General features: G+C 41.1%; 9 protein-coding genes and 1 CRISPR repeat array. Of the genes, 7 read left to right on the forward strand and 2 right to left on the reverse strand.

All coding sequences use genetic code 11. From position 1 onward, the window contains the following. Positions 1-167: 167 nt before the first annotated feature. The 6 genes from HWQ58_RS04840 (at position 168) to hetF (ending at position 10,913) form a co-directional block, all read left to right on the forward strand. A complete protein-coding gene (locus HWQ58_RS04840) occupies positions 168-755 on the forward strand; it encodes a TetR/AcrR family transcriptional regulator (protein WP_292858490.1) in 588 nt (195 codons plus the stop codon). 41 nt (positions 756-796) lie between these two features. Next, positions 797-1,240, forward strand: a complete 444-nt coding sequence (locus HWQ58_RS04845) for a thioesterase family protein (RefSeq protein ID WP_292858492.1) — start codon at positions 797-799, stop codon at positions 1,238-1,240. Positions 1,241-2,142: 902 nt separating this feature from the next. Further along, entirely contained in the window at positions 2,143-2,976 is an 834-nt protein-coding gene (locus HWQ58_RS04850) for a phytoene/squalene synthase family protein (RefSeq protein ID WP_292858494.1), read from the forward strand. Positions 2,977-3,552: 576 nt separating this feature from the next. Further along, entirely contained in the window at positions 3,553-5,148 is a 1,596-nt protein-coding gene (locus HWQ58_RS04855; RefSeq protein WP_292858497.1) for a serine/threonine-protein kinase, read from the forward strand. 691 nt (positions 5,149-5,839) lie between these two features. Then, positions 5,840-6,592, forward strand: a complete 753-nt coding sequence (locus HWQ58_RS04860) for an FHA domain-containing protein (RefSeq protein WP_292858500.1) — start codon at positions 5,840-5,842, stop codon at positions 6,590-6,592. A gap of 1,774 nt (positions 6,593-8,366) precedes the next feature. Then, the gene (hetF, locus tag HWQ58_RS04865) at positions 8,367-10,913 is read left to right on the forward strand and encodes a cell division protein HetF (RefSeq protein ID WP_292858503.1); all 2,547 of its coding nucleotides are present in this window, start codon (positions 8,367-8,369) and stop codon (positions 10,911-10,913) included. Between the two features lie 126 nt (positions 10,914-11,039). Beyond that, a CRISPR array of direct repeats spans positions 11,040-12,460; the repeat unit is 37 nt; unit sequence GTTTCAATCCCTAATAGGGATTTTGATAAATTGCAAT. Between the two features lie 399 nt (positions 12,461-12,859). On the opposite strand, the gene HWQ58_RS04870 is transcribed toward hetF, so the two are convergent. Together HWQ58_RS04870 and HWQ58_RS04875 are read right to left on the reverse strand one after the other, a co-directional pair. Beyond that, on the reverse strand, positions 12,860-13,156 hold the full coding sequence (locus HWQ58_RS04870; protein ID WP_292858506.1) for a hypothetical protein: 297 nt from the start codon (positions 13,154-13,156) through the stop codon (positions 12,860-12,862). Between the two features lie 208 nt (positions 13,157-13,364). Beyond that, complete coding sequence (locus HWQ58_RS04875; protein WP_292858762.1) at positions 13,365-14,201, reverse strand: prephenate/arogenate dehydrogenase; 837 nt, start codon at positions 14,199-14,201, stop codon at positions 13,365-13,367. 70 nt (positions 14,202-14,271) lie between these two features. Between HWQ58_RS04875 and HWQ58_RS04880 the strand changes: the two genes are divergently transcribed. Further along, positions 14,272-15,801 carry a pentapeptide repeat-containing protein gene (locus HWQ58_RS04880; RefSeq protein ID WP_292858764.1) on the forward strand — a complete coding sequence of 510 codons (1,530 nt, stop codon included), beginning with the start codon at positions 14,272-14,274 and terminating at the stop codon, positions 15,799-15,801. Positions 15,802-15,803: the final 2 nt, after the last annotated feature.

A 15,803-nucleotide genomic window follows, 5' to 3' on the forward strand; every position in this document is an offset into this window, starting at 1 on the left:
ACCGAGCGAGTTTGGGGAATAGCCAATGCCTAGTTCTTTACTCAGTGTTGAAAAAAGCTTGACTTGCAAGCAACTATCATGCTAATTTTATCAAACCATTCGGTCGGTAATATTTTATTTATAGCAATTTTCAATTCAATAAATTCCCTACTATCAAAATCGCTGTAATGTCCAAAGGTGAAGAAACAAAAACCAGAATTCTTCAGCAAGCAGCCGAACTGTTTAATCAACAGGGGTATGCAGGTTCATCGATGTCAGACATTATGCGTGTAACTGGATTGCAGAAAGGAGGAATTTACAATCACTTCCAAAGCAAAGATGATCTCGCACTACAGGCTTTTGATTTTGCGATCGCTCGCATTAAGCAGCATACTAAATTTGCATTACGAAGCAAACACCACGCAGTAGAACGTTTGCAAACAATCATTGGAGTGTTTAGTAGCTTCGCAGAAAATCCACCGATCAAGGGAGGGTGTCCACTGCTAAATACTGCTGTGGAAAGTGATGATGCTCATCCGGCGTTGCGAGAACGTGCTCAACAAGCAATGAACTCTTGGCTGCATCTAATTTGTCGAATTATTGAAAAAGGAATTGAAAAGGGTGAAATTAGCCCGGAAGTAAGCGCTGATGAAATCGCTACCATCATCATCGCAACATTGGAAGGAGGCATAATGATCAGCAAGCTTTATGGAGATTCAATTCATATACATAGGGTAATTAATCACCTGATTCAATACTTGGAAACTTCTCTTTAATTGAATAGACCGAGCAGTATTAAAAAATATTAAGAGAAATAATGCTAGTAAATCACAACTTACACAGACCATTAGAAGTAGTATTAGCAATTCCTGTAAAAACATACGACATTGATTTTATGGGAATTGTGAGTAATATCGTGTATATCAGATGGCTAGAGGATTTACGTCTAAAGTTTTTAGATGAACATTGGCAGCTCAATCAACAAATTGAGCTAGGATATACACCGATTCTAGCCGGAACTGAAATTGAATATAAACGTCCGATAAAGATTATTGATCGGGTAATTGGACGTTTATGGCTGAGTAGTTTAGGACGCTTAAAGTGGACTGTGCAAGCTGAAATTTTATCTAACAATGAGTTAGCAGCAGTGGCTAGCCAGAAGGGTGGTTTTGTCAGTCTGCAAAATAATCGTCTTATTCCCATTCCAGAGGAATTACAGAAAAAATATTTACAGTATCAACAAGGGATTGAGAAAATTTAATAATTAGGAATACTTCAATGTTTTTTTGAGTTTTTACAGACTGTTCGGTTTTTTTGTAAACATAATCTGGACTATAACAGCCCGAAACTTTGTATCCACTGTTGGCGGTGCGACTTTAAACACTATTAAAATGTACATTCAAAATCAGAACGAAACTTGAAAGGCGTTTAAATTCGCTTTCCTGCAACCCCCATAAATAGAATTTAGGGGCTTGCACGCCGTTGATATTTTGGTTAAATATTCACAAATATTGTGTTGAGTGGGCAAACAGCCAACTTTTTTATTGTCAATCTCGTAAATATACGGGAACTTCTTGTTTTGAGTTTTGGTCACTTTATGTCACTTTGAACAGCAAAGCGGTTCTGACTCCAATAGATTAGGTCTAGTCCAACTCAGGCATTGCAGCCTTATATGTCGTCCAATTTAACTGACCCTAACTCTTCGCTAAACCACTGTACCCATCCAAAGGTATGTACAAATGCTGTTATCCGTTGTCAGCTTTTCCTGAATTGTCTTTATATATACAATAATTACACTTTGTTAGTCAGATTAACGCAGACTTCAAGCCCTTTCAAATCTCTAAAATGGATGTTTGCTTATGGAAAAATTTCATCATATCCAACCAAATATTACCATAATTCTTGATATATATACTAAAATTCTATGAAAGCTATATCAAACGACACTTCAAACACTTTTGCACCCAAAAACCTCTATACTAGACTAAACTTTGATAAATTTGAGAGTTTTGTTAATTGCAACACCAAAAACTATCAATTTTTAAATGAAATACTAGCGTATCTTATAGTCTATAGTTTTTAAGGTTTAGTCAAAACTATATCCAGTATCATCAAAAAACTGCAAACTTCATGTGGTGCCAAAATCAAGTGGGGAGTGAAAACATGAATTTACGTAGAGATGCATTGCAAATCCTCAAAGAAACTAGCCGAACTTTTTATATCCCAATTAGTGTTTTACCGCCAGGATTACAAGAAGCAGTAGCATCAGCATATTTGTGTATGCGTGCCATTGATGAAATTGAAGATCATCCCGAACTAGATAACGCTACTAAAGCAAAGCTGTTAAGAACCATTAGCCTGACATTACAGGCAGGAGTTGATGGCTTTGCGGTAGATGCTTTCTTTGCAGGATTTAGTGGGTATGAGAATTCATTAGAAGAAGTCACTTTGAGGATTAGAGAATGGTCACTGCTAGCACCAGACACCATTGCACCTCGAATTTGGGATGCCACTGCTGCAATGGCAGACCGGATGGCTTATTGGGCAGAAAAAAACTGGAAAATTTATACAGAATCTGATTTAGATCGTTATACCTTTGGAGTTGCAGGTGCAGTGGGACTGTTACTTTCTGACTTGTGGACTTGGTATGATGGAACACAAACGAACCGTACCCAAGCGATTGGTTTTGGTCGGGGTTTACAAGCAGTCAATATCTTGCGTAACCATACTGAAGATTTGGGGCGTGGGGTAGAATTCTTCCCAGAAGGTTGGAGTGCAGAAAATATGCAAGAATATGCTCGGCGCAATCTAGCCCTAGCAGAAGCTTATATCAAAGACCTTCCTACTGGGGGGCCAGCCTTAGATTTTTGTCAAATCCCCTTCACCTTGGCAAACGGCACTCTTGACGCCCTTGCTAATGGTAAAGAGAAACTCAGCCGCAGTGATGTTTTTGCACTTATCGAACAGCTGATTAGTGTGAACATGAAAGCTAGCTAATAATCTCTTAATGACTAATGGAGATGATTCTAAATTGCCTCCAAATTTGGGCATCCAAAATCCTACAGCGATTTTCTGTAGGGTAGCCAGTGCGGTCTTGGGGTTTCCCCAAATATAGTAACTGGCGTTGGGCACTGCCCTCCAATACCTTTAAATACCAATTCTCCCATGCAAACAAACCAGATTAAAGCTGACTTTCTGAATGGGATAAGCTATTCCACATTTAAATTGCATATACTGGGCGGGCAAGATGTCCACCCCACAAGAGTTATATTTTATTCGATTATGCAAATTAGATGTTTTTTAGCTTAACAGCACGATGCACGTCACAAGCCTTAAGAGAGTCTCATTAGGAATTACGAATTGGTAGAAAGTAGCATAAACAGTATTTGCCAATGAATGTAAGTATAATAAATAATCTTGTTTAGCGCTCGCTTTAGGTAATCTCAGCTAAACTTTAGGAACTCTTCAAAGGATTTCCAGCAAAAATTACCTGGCAAGAGTTGATTAATGTCTAAATAATTGAAAGGGAGTATAACACTCCCCGTGATTATTCGTGCAGCGAGTTGAGAGTGCATGAGCTACTGCTTAAATCCTACCTGTTCCAATCCAGAAAATTTGGTATATAGCCAAAGGTGTCAGTCTTGTGGCTCGCAACTACTGTTGCGCGATCGCTATCAGGCGATTAAACCATTAGGTCAGGGTGGCTTTGGAGCGACCTTCCTAGCCAACGATCAAGGCTTACCAGGAGAACCGAGTTGCGTAATCAAACAATTACGCCCATCAGGAAGCGCCCCACACGTTTTACAGATGGCCAGAGAACTCTTTGAGCGAGAAGCCAAAACTCTAGGTAAGATTGGCAATCATCCCCAAGTACCAAGATTGTTAGACTATTTTGAAGATCATGAGCAATTCTACTTAGTTCAAGAATATATCAGTGGCGATACCTTGCAAGAGGAGGTCAAACTTAACGGCATATTGAGCGAAACTGGAGTGAAGCAATTTTTGAGTGAGATTTTGCCACTGTTGCAATACATCCACGAGCAAAAGGTGATTCACCGTGATATCAAGCCAGCCAACTTAATCCGCCGCACCCAAGATGCCAGAATGGTACTCATCGACTTTGGTGCGGTCAAAAACCAAATTAGCCAAAGTGCTACAGGCCCATCAGGACAGACAGCATTAACTGCGTATGCAATTGGTACTCCTGGTTTTGCACCTCCAGAGCAAATGGCTATGCGTCCAGTCTACGCCAGTGATATTTATGCATTGGGGGTAACATGCATTTATTTACTGACTAGCAAAACTCCTAAAGATTTAGATTACAATCCCAATACTGGCGAGATGATGTGGGAGCAACTTGTGCAAGTGAGCGATCACTTGGGGAATGTGTTACGAAAAATGTTAGAGGTGTCTGTACGTAATCGCTATCAGTCAGCGGCAGAAGTTCTCAGAGCCTTGGAAATAGAACCATACTTAGATAGTTTAGCAAAGGGTTTGCTGATTAAATCTGATAATGGATCTAAAGAGCGAACACATAACCACCTAGAAAATTCTGCTGTTTTATGTAACAACCCTGCTGCTACTAGTGCTGGAGTGGCACAGGTCGCGGCTGCAATTCGTGCTAGACGAGCCAAGACAGCGGAAGCCGTGGGATTGCACCAGGGTTCTGGGATGGGCAAATCAACGACTTTCACTAGCAACAGCAATGGTTCACAAGTTCAAAATTCTAGAGTTGGGCGGAAGCTAGATACCCAAGGTTTATTAACAGCTTATCTGAAAGGAAGACGAGATTTTGCCTTACACAATTTAAATTTGCTGAATCTGCAAGGTGCTGATTTATCTCAAACAAATTTCCATTCTGCTCAATTGCAAAAAACCAATCTTCAGGGAGCTAATCTTCACAATAGTGACTTTGGCAGAGCCAGTCTCACTCGAGCAAATCTTAAAGATGCTAATTTGAGCAAAGCATACTTTAACCATGCTGATTTAGAAGGAGCAGACCTGCGAGGCGCAGACCTTAGCAATGCTTATCTCAGCAATGCTAACCTCCGAGGAGCTAATCTGTGTGGTGCTAATCTCACCAGTGCCAAAATTTCTGATGAGCAGCTAGCACTAGCAAAAACAAATTGGATGACCGTGCGCCCCAATGGGAAACGAGGCTTGTTGTGATTTTAAAGTGTGAACTACCCCAGCCTATAGACGGATGGGGTTTCCCAATTCGTCGGGAATAGCTCTCTTGTTGCTGTAGTTCTATCCGAATATTCTCCTATATTAGATTCTAGATTATCCTGACGGATGAACCCTTTTTATTGAAATCAATTATTTTAGATTAGCAGAATAGCTTCAACTCCCTGCTTTTAAGCTCTCCATTTTTATTAACAATTTTAAAACGCTTATTTTATCAGAATCACAAGGCTGAACTTTTCTCACATCTGGGAAAATTAGCCCTGATTCTTTTCGATAAAAACTTAGATTTATTCAGAATTGACCAAATATATATAATGTTTAGGTTGAGCGATAGCTATCACTATTACGAATATTAAGAAATATTCACCTATCTAGTAAAAACACGTAGATATTTGTCAATTCTTCATGAAATCTTTATGATTTTTATCTGTTACAAATAACAAATGATTATTTACAATAAACAATAAAGCATCATAATAATTTTCAAAGATATTTCCATGCTTTTTATGGCTATAAACAATAAGGAATCTCACACCGAAAATTTTTAAAATAGAATGATTCTAAACCACTCAATTTTTCAGATGGCAGCAAAAAGCAAAAAATCAATTATCCCTGATTGTAGGCTGGAGAAGTAGATCACAACCGAAATCAGGTAGTATAAGGTTTACGGATAATGACTGACTTTGCACAAACGGAAATAGAACGGCGATTAACTTTATATCAAGTATTCCTCAAGTTGTATGAACACCACAGCAGCCTTCTAGATGAAATTCTTCAGCTAGAAAACTTATCTCAACCGTCGTTGAAGAGAGTCAAGGCAGGTTACGTACATGGTGTAGTGGATAATACTGCTATTTATTTGATGACTAACTTGGGCGACAATCAGACTCAGAGTTTACGACAGCCACAACAAATCTGGACGATAGGTCGTAATCGCAACAGTGGTATTTACATTGCTGACAGTCATCTGTCTCGTCGCCACGCTGCTATTCAGCATATTGACGAGCAAGGCTTTTACTTAATTGATTTCAACAGTACCAATGGCTCGTTTGTAAATGGTAATCGCGCTCTTATGCCGATCAAGCTCAAAGATGGCGATCGCATCCGTCTAGGAAATATGACTTTTGATTTTTTTGTGAATTATAACTACCGTGTTCTGCCAAGTGTTGCAATGGATTTATTGATGCAGCTTGTGCATCGCAGGAATAATACAGTAGACATACTTACTTATTCCCAGAATAGACAAAAATCTCTAATTGAAAAACCAGATTCTAATTTAGAGGCTTTCAGAAATTTCGGAATAATTGACAAGCTGGAAAATTTTTATGACAACTTCAGTTCCGAACAGAAATCAGAAATTTTAGACCGCCTGTTTACCACACAAATACCGTCTAATCCCAGCCAGCTAAAAAATTGCAACTTCTAGCAGTTTTCAATTGCTTCTGGAGTGCTGTACATGGATAGCATGACATTTAGTCTGTGAGTCTGTGCTGAGTAAGAAGGTAAGATTTGCTGAGGCAGACTGGCAGACAAATAGTGAAAGTTAAAAGGGAACTCCTCAAAATATATAAAAAAAATTAAGAACGTGATTAAATATCATAGCAATCATTTTGGAGTGGCATCTCTAGCTCAAAATAAAAAGAAAGCGATTCAGGAATTGAGCGAGCAAGTTATGCTCTATCCTGGCAACAGGAAGATACTCAAGGTCTACCAGCAGTAGCACCGCTACGCGTCTACGCCAAAAAAACCCCCAGTGGGTGTTAACCTACTAGGGGAGTTAGTTATCAGGGTGCATCTACCAATTAAATGTTCTCAGGTTGAAGACCATACTCCGGATAAATTTGTACAAAGGTCAGTTATTTTTTAAATAAAAAAACCCCCAGTGGATGTTAACCTACTAGAGGAGTGAGTTATCAGGGTGCATCTACCAATAATCTTTTCTAGGGGCAGCCAGTATCTTCCGGGAAAAATGAACTAAATCAGAGGCGATGTTTACAACGGGCTGTGACGCTCGTACCTCTATGGAGAAGCAAGCTATGCGTATCATCTCTAAGAGGAAAGACTCGCTAAGATTTCTCTACGAGATGCATTTGCGATCGCTATTGGTAACGCAACTAGTAGAAAAAACTCCCAGTAGGTGTTAACCTATCAGGGGAGTGAGTTATCAGGGTCAGTTATTTTTTTAAATAAAAAAAACCCCCAGTGGGTGTTAACCTACTAGGAGAGTGAGTTATCAGGGTGCATCTACCAATAATCTTTTCTAGGGGTAGCCAGCATCTTCCGGGAAAAAAGAACTAAATCAGAGGCGATGTCTACGATGGGCTGTGAAGCTCGTACCCCTATGGAGAAGCAAGCTACGCGTAGCATCTCTAAGAGGAAAGGACTCGCTAAGATTTCTCTACGAGACGCATTCGCGTTCGTTATCGGTGACGCAACTAGAAAAAACCCCCAATGGGTGTTAACCAACCAGGGGAGTGAGTTATCAGGGTGCATCTACCAATAATCTTTTCTAAAATAAATGGGTCGCTACCGGATAAATTAGCAGAGGTTGAGGTTGTTACTGTTTATCGATCGAAGAAAAACCTCAGAGGGGTTAGTTATCAGGACAGACCTACCAATTAAACGCTCGGTGCGCTGTTTTACAAAATGGGTGTGTCAGGGTTAATCAATAGCACTCAATTTTCATAAAAAAACCCCCAGTGGGCGTTAGCCAACCAGGGGAGCTAGTTATCAGGGTGCATCTACCACTTAAATGTTCTAGGTTTAACCACCATGCTCCGGATAAATTTATTAGAAAATTGATTGTTGTCGTGTGTCAAAAAAACAAAAGTGGATATTAACTGAATTAAGGGAGTTAAAGATCGAGGGACATCCATCTATTAATCAAGTATTCTAGGATTAAGCACTATTTTCTGGTAGAGAATATCTGCGTCAGAAGTTGCTGTTGTTTGCCAAAAACAAAAAAACCCCCAGTGGGTGTTAGCCAACTAGGGGAGTTGAAGATCAAGGTGCATCTACCAATTAAGTGTTCTAGACCCAAGTAATCCGATCCGGATAAAGTTGTAAAGGCAGAAAAACCAAAACGACACCGAATCAGAAACATTCAGGGGCGGGATGCATCTAAATTATCAGAGGGAGCGAAAAATCGACTTGAAACTTTCGCGTTTCAAACCAGATTTAGGAGGCGGACAGGAGAAACTGTGACCCAGGAATTCCATATTTCCGTAACCCCAGTAGGGCAAAATGACTACTTGGTGCGGACGGAACAAGTCGCGCCTGGGGTACCATTGGCAGAAGAATTGGTGACTTGGCCTATAGCTGATTGGTTGATGGCTGCTGGGCATTTGATGAATGACCCGTTGAATTCGGTGTTACAAGGAGATCCATTTACCTCTGGCGGGCATGAAAGCGATATCGCCAGAAACTCTGTGAATTTGGTGGCGTTGGGTCAACAATTTTATAATGCCCTATTTCAAGGCACTCTCAGAGATAGTTGGATTACTGCCCAAGGTATTGCTCAGAACCATCAACAAGTACTACGGTTACGCTTAGGGTTAAAAGACACTAGATTAGCTCGTTTACCTTGGGAAGTGATGCACGCAGGCGATCGCCCTCTGGCTACTGGGCCTTATGTGGCTTTTTCTCGCTTCCAAAGTGGAATTTTGGGGGCTTCTCCTTTGCGATCCCTGCGGGGGGCTACGCCTACGCAAAATATGCCCACACCCCTAGAACAAGGTGGTGTCAAAGTCTTGATGGTAATTGCTTCCCCCTCAGATCAAGTCCGTCTTGACTTACAGAAACAGGAAGCGATTAAACTGCAAGCGGAACTTCACCGTCAAACGTCACGACCTGGTGAAGGTCGCAATCGTTTCCCCGAAATTGAACTCACTGTATTAGACCAACCAGGACGGGAAGAACTGACGCAAGCCCTAGAACAAGGTAGATACCACGTTCTCCACTACTCTGGTCATAGTAACTTAGGCGCAAATGGCGGAGAAATTTATCTTGTTAGTCGCAGAACTGGCTTAACAGAAATCTTGACTGGGGACGATTTGGCAGGTTTGCTCGTCAACAATAATATCCAAATGGCAGTGTTTAATTCCTGCTTGGGCGCGTACACAGCAGCGTCCAATCCCTCTGGAGATACTGGCGAACGAAACTTAGCAGAAAGTCTCGTAAAGCGCGGAATTAGAAGCGTTTTGGCGATGTCAGAACGGATTCCTGATGAAGTGGCGTTGACGCTCACACAATTGTTTTACCGCAACTTAAGTCAGGGATATCCAGTAGATTTGTGTGTAAGTCGGGTGCGCCAAGGATTAATTTCTGCTTATGGTTCTCACCAGATGTACTGGGCATTACCGATTTTATATCTCCAGCCAGAATTTGACGGTTTTTTAAGTCAGGAAACTGAGGTATCTACAAGTACGGAGTCGCTGAATCAGTATAGTCCGCCTTTAGGGGCAACTTCTACGATGTACCCTGGTATGCCTGATGATAGTGAGATACCTTTAGGAATGGAAGACATGATTCCTACTGGTTTGACGCGGGACTCTTCTGGATTGGACTGGCTGGGTGAAGATACTTGGGGCGATCTGGTTGATGAAATTGAGTATGATGACCCAAGCTATGAAGAAGATTCTGCAATAGTTTCGGATTTGTTTCGTCAGCTAGATAACCAAAAAGCTGCAACTGAACCGGATCAACAAATTCGCGAAAGTAGTCTTCACCAAAGCCAGATTTCAGAGGAAATGACTTCTTCAGAAGAGTCAGCAGATTTGTGGGGAGAAGTTCCACCACCGCCACCTGCAACTCCTGGAAACCTTGAAGAAAATTGGCAAAATTCTAATTTTTCGCATAGGCATAGCCCAACCCAGGCATCGCAACCACCCGCACCAAGAAATCGTACCCGTCGCCGTAAGCTGTGGCCAATTGTGGGCGTTGTGGGGATCAGTGCGTTAGCAGCTGCGATCGGTTTAAATTGGTGGTGGCAAAATCGCCCCCAAGCACTGCCTAAAATACCAGAAATTCCCACCCAGTCTCTACCTGACTCTCGACCGATTCAAAAGCAGCGGAATATCGATTTAGGAATAGAAGCGACTGGGATTGTCACTGCGACTGCTACGGAAAAATTGAGTCAGGGTGACTTGCAAGGTGGGTTATTGGCTGTAGAAGAACTACTCAATCGGGGCGCACTGGCTGCGGCTGAAACTTCCTTAAAACTAATTCCTAGTAAACAAGCTGACGATCCATCTGTGAATTTTTACAAGGGACGATTGGCATGGCAGTCTATCCAAACTGGAGACAATAATTATAGTGTCGATGATGCCCGTCGTTATTGGGAAACTGCTGCCAAAGCTAAACCCGAATCGCTTTTGTATAATAACGCTTTGGGATTTGCCTACTACACAGAAGGCAATCTGAATCGCGCCAATGATTCTTGGTTCAAGGCTTTGAATTTAGCTCTCAAAGAACAGAACACAAATTCAACATCCAGAAATACAGCAGTTCCTCAAGATGCTTTAACTTCTTATGCTGGTTTAGCTCTTGGACTGTATAAATCTGCACTTAGTCAATCTAGTGGTAAGCAGACACAGTATCTGAATGAAGCGATCAAGTTGCGGCAAACGGTTCTCAAGTCCGACCGAGAAAATTTCCAGGTAGATAAATTAGCTAAAAATTGGCTGTGGACGGAGAAGGCGATTGAAGATTGGCGATCGCTCCTTCAAAAAAAAGGTGAAGAACAGTAATGTATTGTGGTGGAGCGATCGCTTTTAATTGGTAAATGTTAAGCGCGATCGCTCTGTTGATTCAGGCTGGCGCTCGCCGTGATGGTTGCAATTTGGAATACTGCGTGTTCTTCTCCATACACAGCAGTTTCAATCCCTAATAGGGATTTTGATTAATTGCAATCTTTAGGCTAGCCCGGCCCAATTTCGGGATTTAGGTTTCAATCCCTAATAGGGATTTTGATAAATTGCAATCAATTTCGCGGCTACGGGCTTTATGTGGGCCCAAGTAGTTTCAATCCCTAATAGGGATTTTGATAAATTGCAATTCTTAGTCGTGCCAGGATTACAAAGGGTTAAGTACAAGTTTCAATCCCTAATAGGGATTTTGATAAATTGCAATCTGTAATTAGTACTGAATCAGTGCGTAGGTAAACTGTTTCAATCCCTAATAGGGATTTTGATAAATTGCAATTACAGACGGTTTTAGTCCAAGCATCACAACTCGCGTTTCAATCCCTAATAGGGATTTTGATAAATTGCAATCAGAGTTTGTCCCGATATGTCGTTAATGCCATCAAGTTTCAATCCCTAATAGGGATTTTGATAAATTGCAATCTTCAGCGTTACTCCAAGTATCGTCATATATGTGAGCCGTTTCAATCCCTAATAGGGATTTTGATAAATTGCAATCAAAATAGGAAGTAGATAACAAGTAAAGAAGCGATATGTTTCAATCCCTAATAGGGATTTTGATAAATTGCAATGTAAAAAATGAAGCTGCAAAAGTGGGAGAGGCGTTGTTTCAATCCCTAATAGGGATTTTGATAAATTGCAATGCTTGCCAAGCATGGAGCCAAAAATATCTCAGTGTTTCAATCCCTAATAGGGATTTTGATAAATTGCAATAATCTCCCAGGTCTCCCAAAGAGTTCTATCTATGTTTCAATCCCTAATAGGGATTTTGATAAATTGCAATAGCTCTATCGACTGGGATAAAAGTTTGTTGCTCTGTTTCAATCCCTAATAGGGATTTTGATAAATTGCAATTCCAAAGTTAGCTGAGATTACAATGGTATTTCACGATGTTTCAATCCCTAATAGGGATTTTGATAAATTGCAATTAGCAAAGATTGAAGATTGGCGCGATCGCTTGGCTCAGTTTCAATCCCTAATAGGGATTTTGATAAATTGCAATAAAGTAGGGCGTACATTTTATACTGCGATATTGTACGTGTTTCAATCCCTAATAGGGATTTTGATAAATTGCAATCTTAATACCCAATCCCCTAGTTAAAAATGTTTGGCTTTGTTTCAATCCCTAATAGGGATTTTGATAAATTGCAATGTTCTGTAAAGTCAAAAGTTGAGAGAATAGCAAAGCCAGGTTTCAATCCCTAATAGGGATTTTGATAAATTGCAATTTGATAATTTATCAGTTGAATCACTTTATGGTGTGGTTTCAATCCCTAATAGGGATTTTGATAAATTGCAATTAGTCTTGGAGTCGACTACGTAGTTGTTGCGTAAAGTTTCAATCCCTAATAGGGATTTTGATAAATTGCAATAGCGGGAGCGTGAAAGCCAAGCTATATTTAGTTTTCAAGGTGCGGTTGCGCGATTCTGGAGCAATCATAGCATTAGAGAATTCCTTTGGGAAGAGTGCCGGGAAAAATTAAAGGCTGACACCCTAGTTTTTGTGAGCATTTCAGAGATTGCGCGGATGATAATTGGGTGATAAGTAAGGTGAAATGCTTGCTGGTATTGAGATATAAGCACTTTTTTATGGCTGTGGAATTTGTACACCTACCCATTCGCGCATTTGACATACAGGAACTCTCTGAGAGATGCGATCGCTAAAAATAACTTAATGGTGATGGGGGGCGCGATCGCTGCCTTCGGAGCCAGAAATCCCAGTCTTTATATGCTTATAGCCTCCCACATCACACACAACAACACTTGTAATGTTACTCTTGAGACTCCTCAGAGATAGATTCTGATTCTGTTTCAAGTTCTTCTGTTTTAACTTTGGGGGCTGGAGGTTTAACGGGTTTTGGGCCACGCGCTAGTGCAGGATTCACCGGTTGTCTGCTTTCATCCTTATATGATGATGCTTTTTTACCTTTGTCAGATGAGCGATCGCGGCTCGGTTTTGAGCTTTTGGGGTTGGATTCAATAGGGGTTACAGAATCCGAATTTTCGGAATTGCTGTCAGTGCTTCCTTGAGACTGACGTTCCGATTTTTTGATTGGACGTTCTACCATTGTTGATTTTTGTAAATTTATCTGTATGGTACATCGGTTTGGTGACTATCAGACTGTTGAGTAGCATTTTTAAAGATTTATATTGTTGGAATTCCTGAGTAGCTGTGGAGAGTTGTTTTGACAAAAAAGCAGCCAACAAACTTTATTAATTAACTCACTAAATTAAAAAATGGGTGCGTTATCCATAGCTAAACGCACCTGACAACTATTAAACAAAATCAGGTCGTGCCTGTTGCCTTGATTTGAACTTTTCCTCTAAAACTGCCCAATTTTCTTGCTCAATTAAGTTAGTCAACTCATCGAGGTTTTGACGATATTGTTGCAGCGATCGCAGCAATGCTTGACGATTATACCGCGCCATCATCACGCCCAACTCTGGATTCCCACCACCCACACGACTAGTATCCCGAAAACCTGAACTGGCTAACTTTTGGGCTAATTGCAAAACATCGGGGTCAGTTTCGCTCAAACAAGCAGCAATCAACGAGGAACTGACCATTACAGGTAAATGGGAAATCCAACTAACAGCGCGATCATGTTGCTCTGGTTGACAAAAATAGATATTAGCTCCTAGCGATCGCACAATTTCTTCCACAACTGTAATTGTTGTAGTTGGGGTTGTCGTTATCGGTGTTAATACATAAGGTTTATCAACAAATAAATCTCGCTGTGCAGCTTCTATCCCACTATCTGTTCTTCCCGCCATTGGATGACCGCCGATAAAATTATCCCAAAGGGGAGAAATATCCTTGACTATCTGTGCTTTCGCCGAACCCACATCAGTGACGACTGTAGCGGTAGGCAAATGAGCGACTAACTGTTCAAATTGGGGCACAATAAGGGCTAGAGGTGTACAAATAAATACAACTTCTGCGGCTGCTAACAGGCTCAGATCGACTGATGCTTCATCGACACTGCCGAGGGTAACTGCCTTTTGACAGGTAGCTTCACGGCGACTAACTCCTAAGATATGATGTCCTTGCGATCGCAAATCAAAGCCCAAAGATCCGCCTATCAATCCCAATCCTAAAATTCCAATATTCATTTTTGATTTTGACATTCCGTTTTTTATGACTTTACCAACTATTAAAGTTGGTATCCAAGGGGTAGCATCAATGACTGTAGAGGAATTACTGGAACAATACGCAGCAGGAGTCTTAAACTTTAGTGGTGTTGACCTCCCAGAAGCCAACCTGAGTGGGGTCAAACTCAGTGGGGTGAATCTGAGCGATGCTAATTTGAGTATAGTCAACCTGAGTGGCGCGAATCTGAGTGAAGCTAACTTGAGCAATGCCAAGCTGAATGTAGCCAGACTGAGTGGCGCAAATCTATGCAGCGCCATCCTCAACAACGCCAGTCTCAACGTCGCTAATTTGATTCGAGCGGATCTCAGTCGCGCTCAACTCAGAGGAGCTTCATTAATCCGCGCTGAGTTAATTCGCGCTGACCTCAGTCGCGCTGATTTGTTGGAGGCCGATCTCACCAGTGCTGATTTGCGAGAGGCGACACTCCGCCAAGCGAATCTCCGTCACGCTAACTTGAGTGAGACTATCTTGAAAGGTGCTTCCTTAACAGGAGCCAACTTGGAGATGGCTAACTTAAACGCCAGTGACCTGAGTCGTTCTGACTTGAGCGGGGCAAATTTGCGAGATGCCGAACTCAGACAAGCCAATCTCAGCCATGCTAACTTGAGTGGGGCTGATTTGAGCGGCGCAAATCTTCGGTGGGCAGATTTGAGCGGTGCAAAATTGAGCGGGGCTGATTTAATTGGCGCAGATTTAAGCAATGCCAATTTAACAAATACAAGTTTAGTCCACGCCAATTTAACTCAGGCAAAATTAATTAGAGCAGAATGGATCGGTGCTGACTTAACAGGAGCAACTTTAACAGGAGCCAAGCTTTATGCAACCTCCAGGTTTGGTTTAAAAACCGAAGGCATGGTTTGTGAATGGGTCGATCTTAGCCCAGCTGGCGATCGCTCCATTGTCCAAAACTTCCATTCTGAAGAGTCACGAGATTTTTTTAACGAAACACCGCCAACAATTCGGATTATAGTTGATGCAGCCCTAGAACACGAAGCCAATTTTGCGATCGCTGGCGCTTACTACCAAATTGCTCAAGAATATCGAGGGTTGAAACAACCTCCAAGTATCGAAAGTGGCCGTCGTCGGACTATTTTCACCTTTCATGTAGATAGCGACGAAGCATTATTTCCCACTGCTTACATTGTCATTCTTCCCTTTCTAGATGCAGCATCTACTCAAAAGAATATTTCCAGTATAGTGCAAATGATTAACAGTGATGTTGCAAACCAAAACTTAAAATCGCCTCATATAGTAAAACAATTAAATACTCTTTTTGAACAAGCTATGAATCAGGCTACAACAATTAAACAGATGAAAAAAAATATCGAAGTAGCCGCAAAATTAAATTTTTGTAAAGCCCCAGCCCAAATAGTTTTAACGAATTCCAGTGCCCACACTTTGATTGTTTATGACCATCCCAACTTTGGGAAAAGATTTATTAATCGCTCTGCTCTTAATGCTTCAGCTTATGATATGTCCAGTGATTCAACAAAAAGTATATTACCTTCATTAGATATTATTATAGATTTTGTCAAAGGATTTCATTATATTAGTCATTAGTT

The sequence above is a fragment of the Nostoc sp. LPT genome, assembly GCF_017115165.1.
Classification (GTDB): Bacteria; Cyanobacteriota; Cyanobacteriia; order Cyanobacteriales; family Nostocaceae; genus Nostoc.

Excerpts from the sequence above, each read along its gene's own strand:
- HWQ58_RS04840 (WP_292858490.1), top strand. The coding sequence starts at position 168 with ATGTCCAAAGGTGAAGAAACAAAAACCAGAATTCTTCAGCAAGCAGCC.
- HWQ58_RS04845 (WP_292858492.1), top strand. The coding sequence starts at position 797 with ATGCTAGTAAATCACAACTTACACAGACCATTAGAAGTAGTATTAGCA.
- HWQ58_RS04850 (WP_292858494.1), top strand. The coding sequence starts at position 2,143 with ATGAATTTACGTAGAGATGCATTGCAAATCCTCAAAGAAACTAGCCGA.
- HWQ58_RS04855 (WP_292858497.1), top strand. The coding sequence starts at position 3,553 with ATGAGCTACTGCTTAAATCCTACCTGTTCCAATCCAGAAAATTTGGTA.
- HWQ58_RS04860 (WP_292858500.1), top strand. The coding sequence starts at position 5,840 with ATGACTGACTTTGCACAAACGGAAATAGAACGGCGATTAACTTTATAT.
- HWQ58_RS04870 (WP_292858506.1), bottom strand. The coding sequence starts at position 13,156 with ATGGTAGAACGTCCAATCAAAAAATCGGAACGTCAGTCTCAAGGAAGC.
- HWQ58_RS04875 (WP_292858762.1), bottom strand. The coding sequence starts at position 14,201 with ATGAATATTGGAATTTTAGGATTGGGATTGATAGGCGGATCTTTGGGC.
- HWQ58_RS04880 (WP_292858764.1), top strand. The coding sequence starts at position 14,272 with ATGACTGTAGAGGAATTACTGGAACAATACGCAGCAGGAGTCTTAAAC.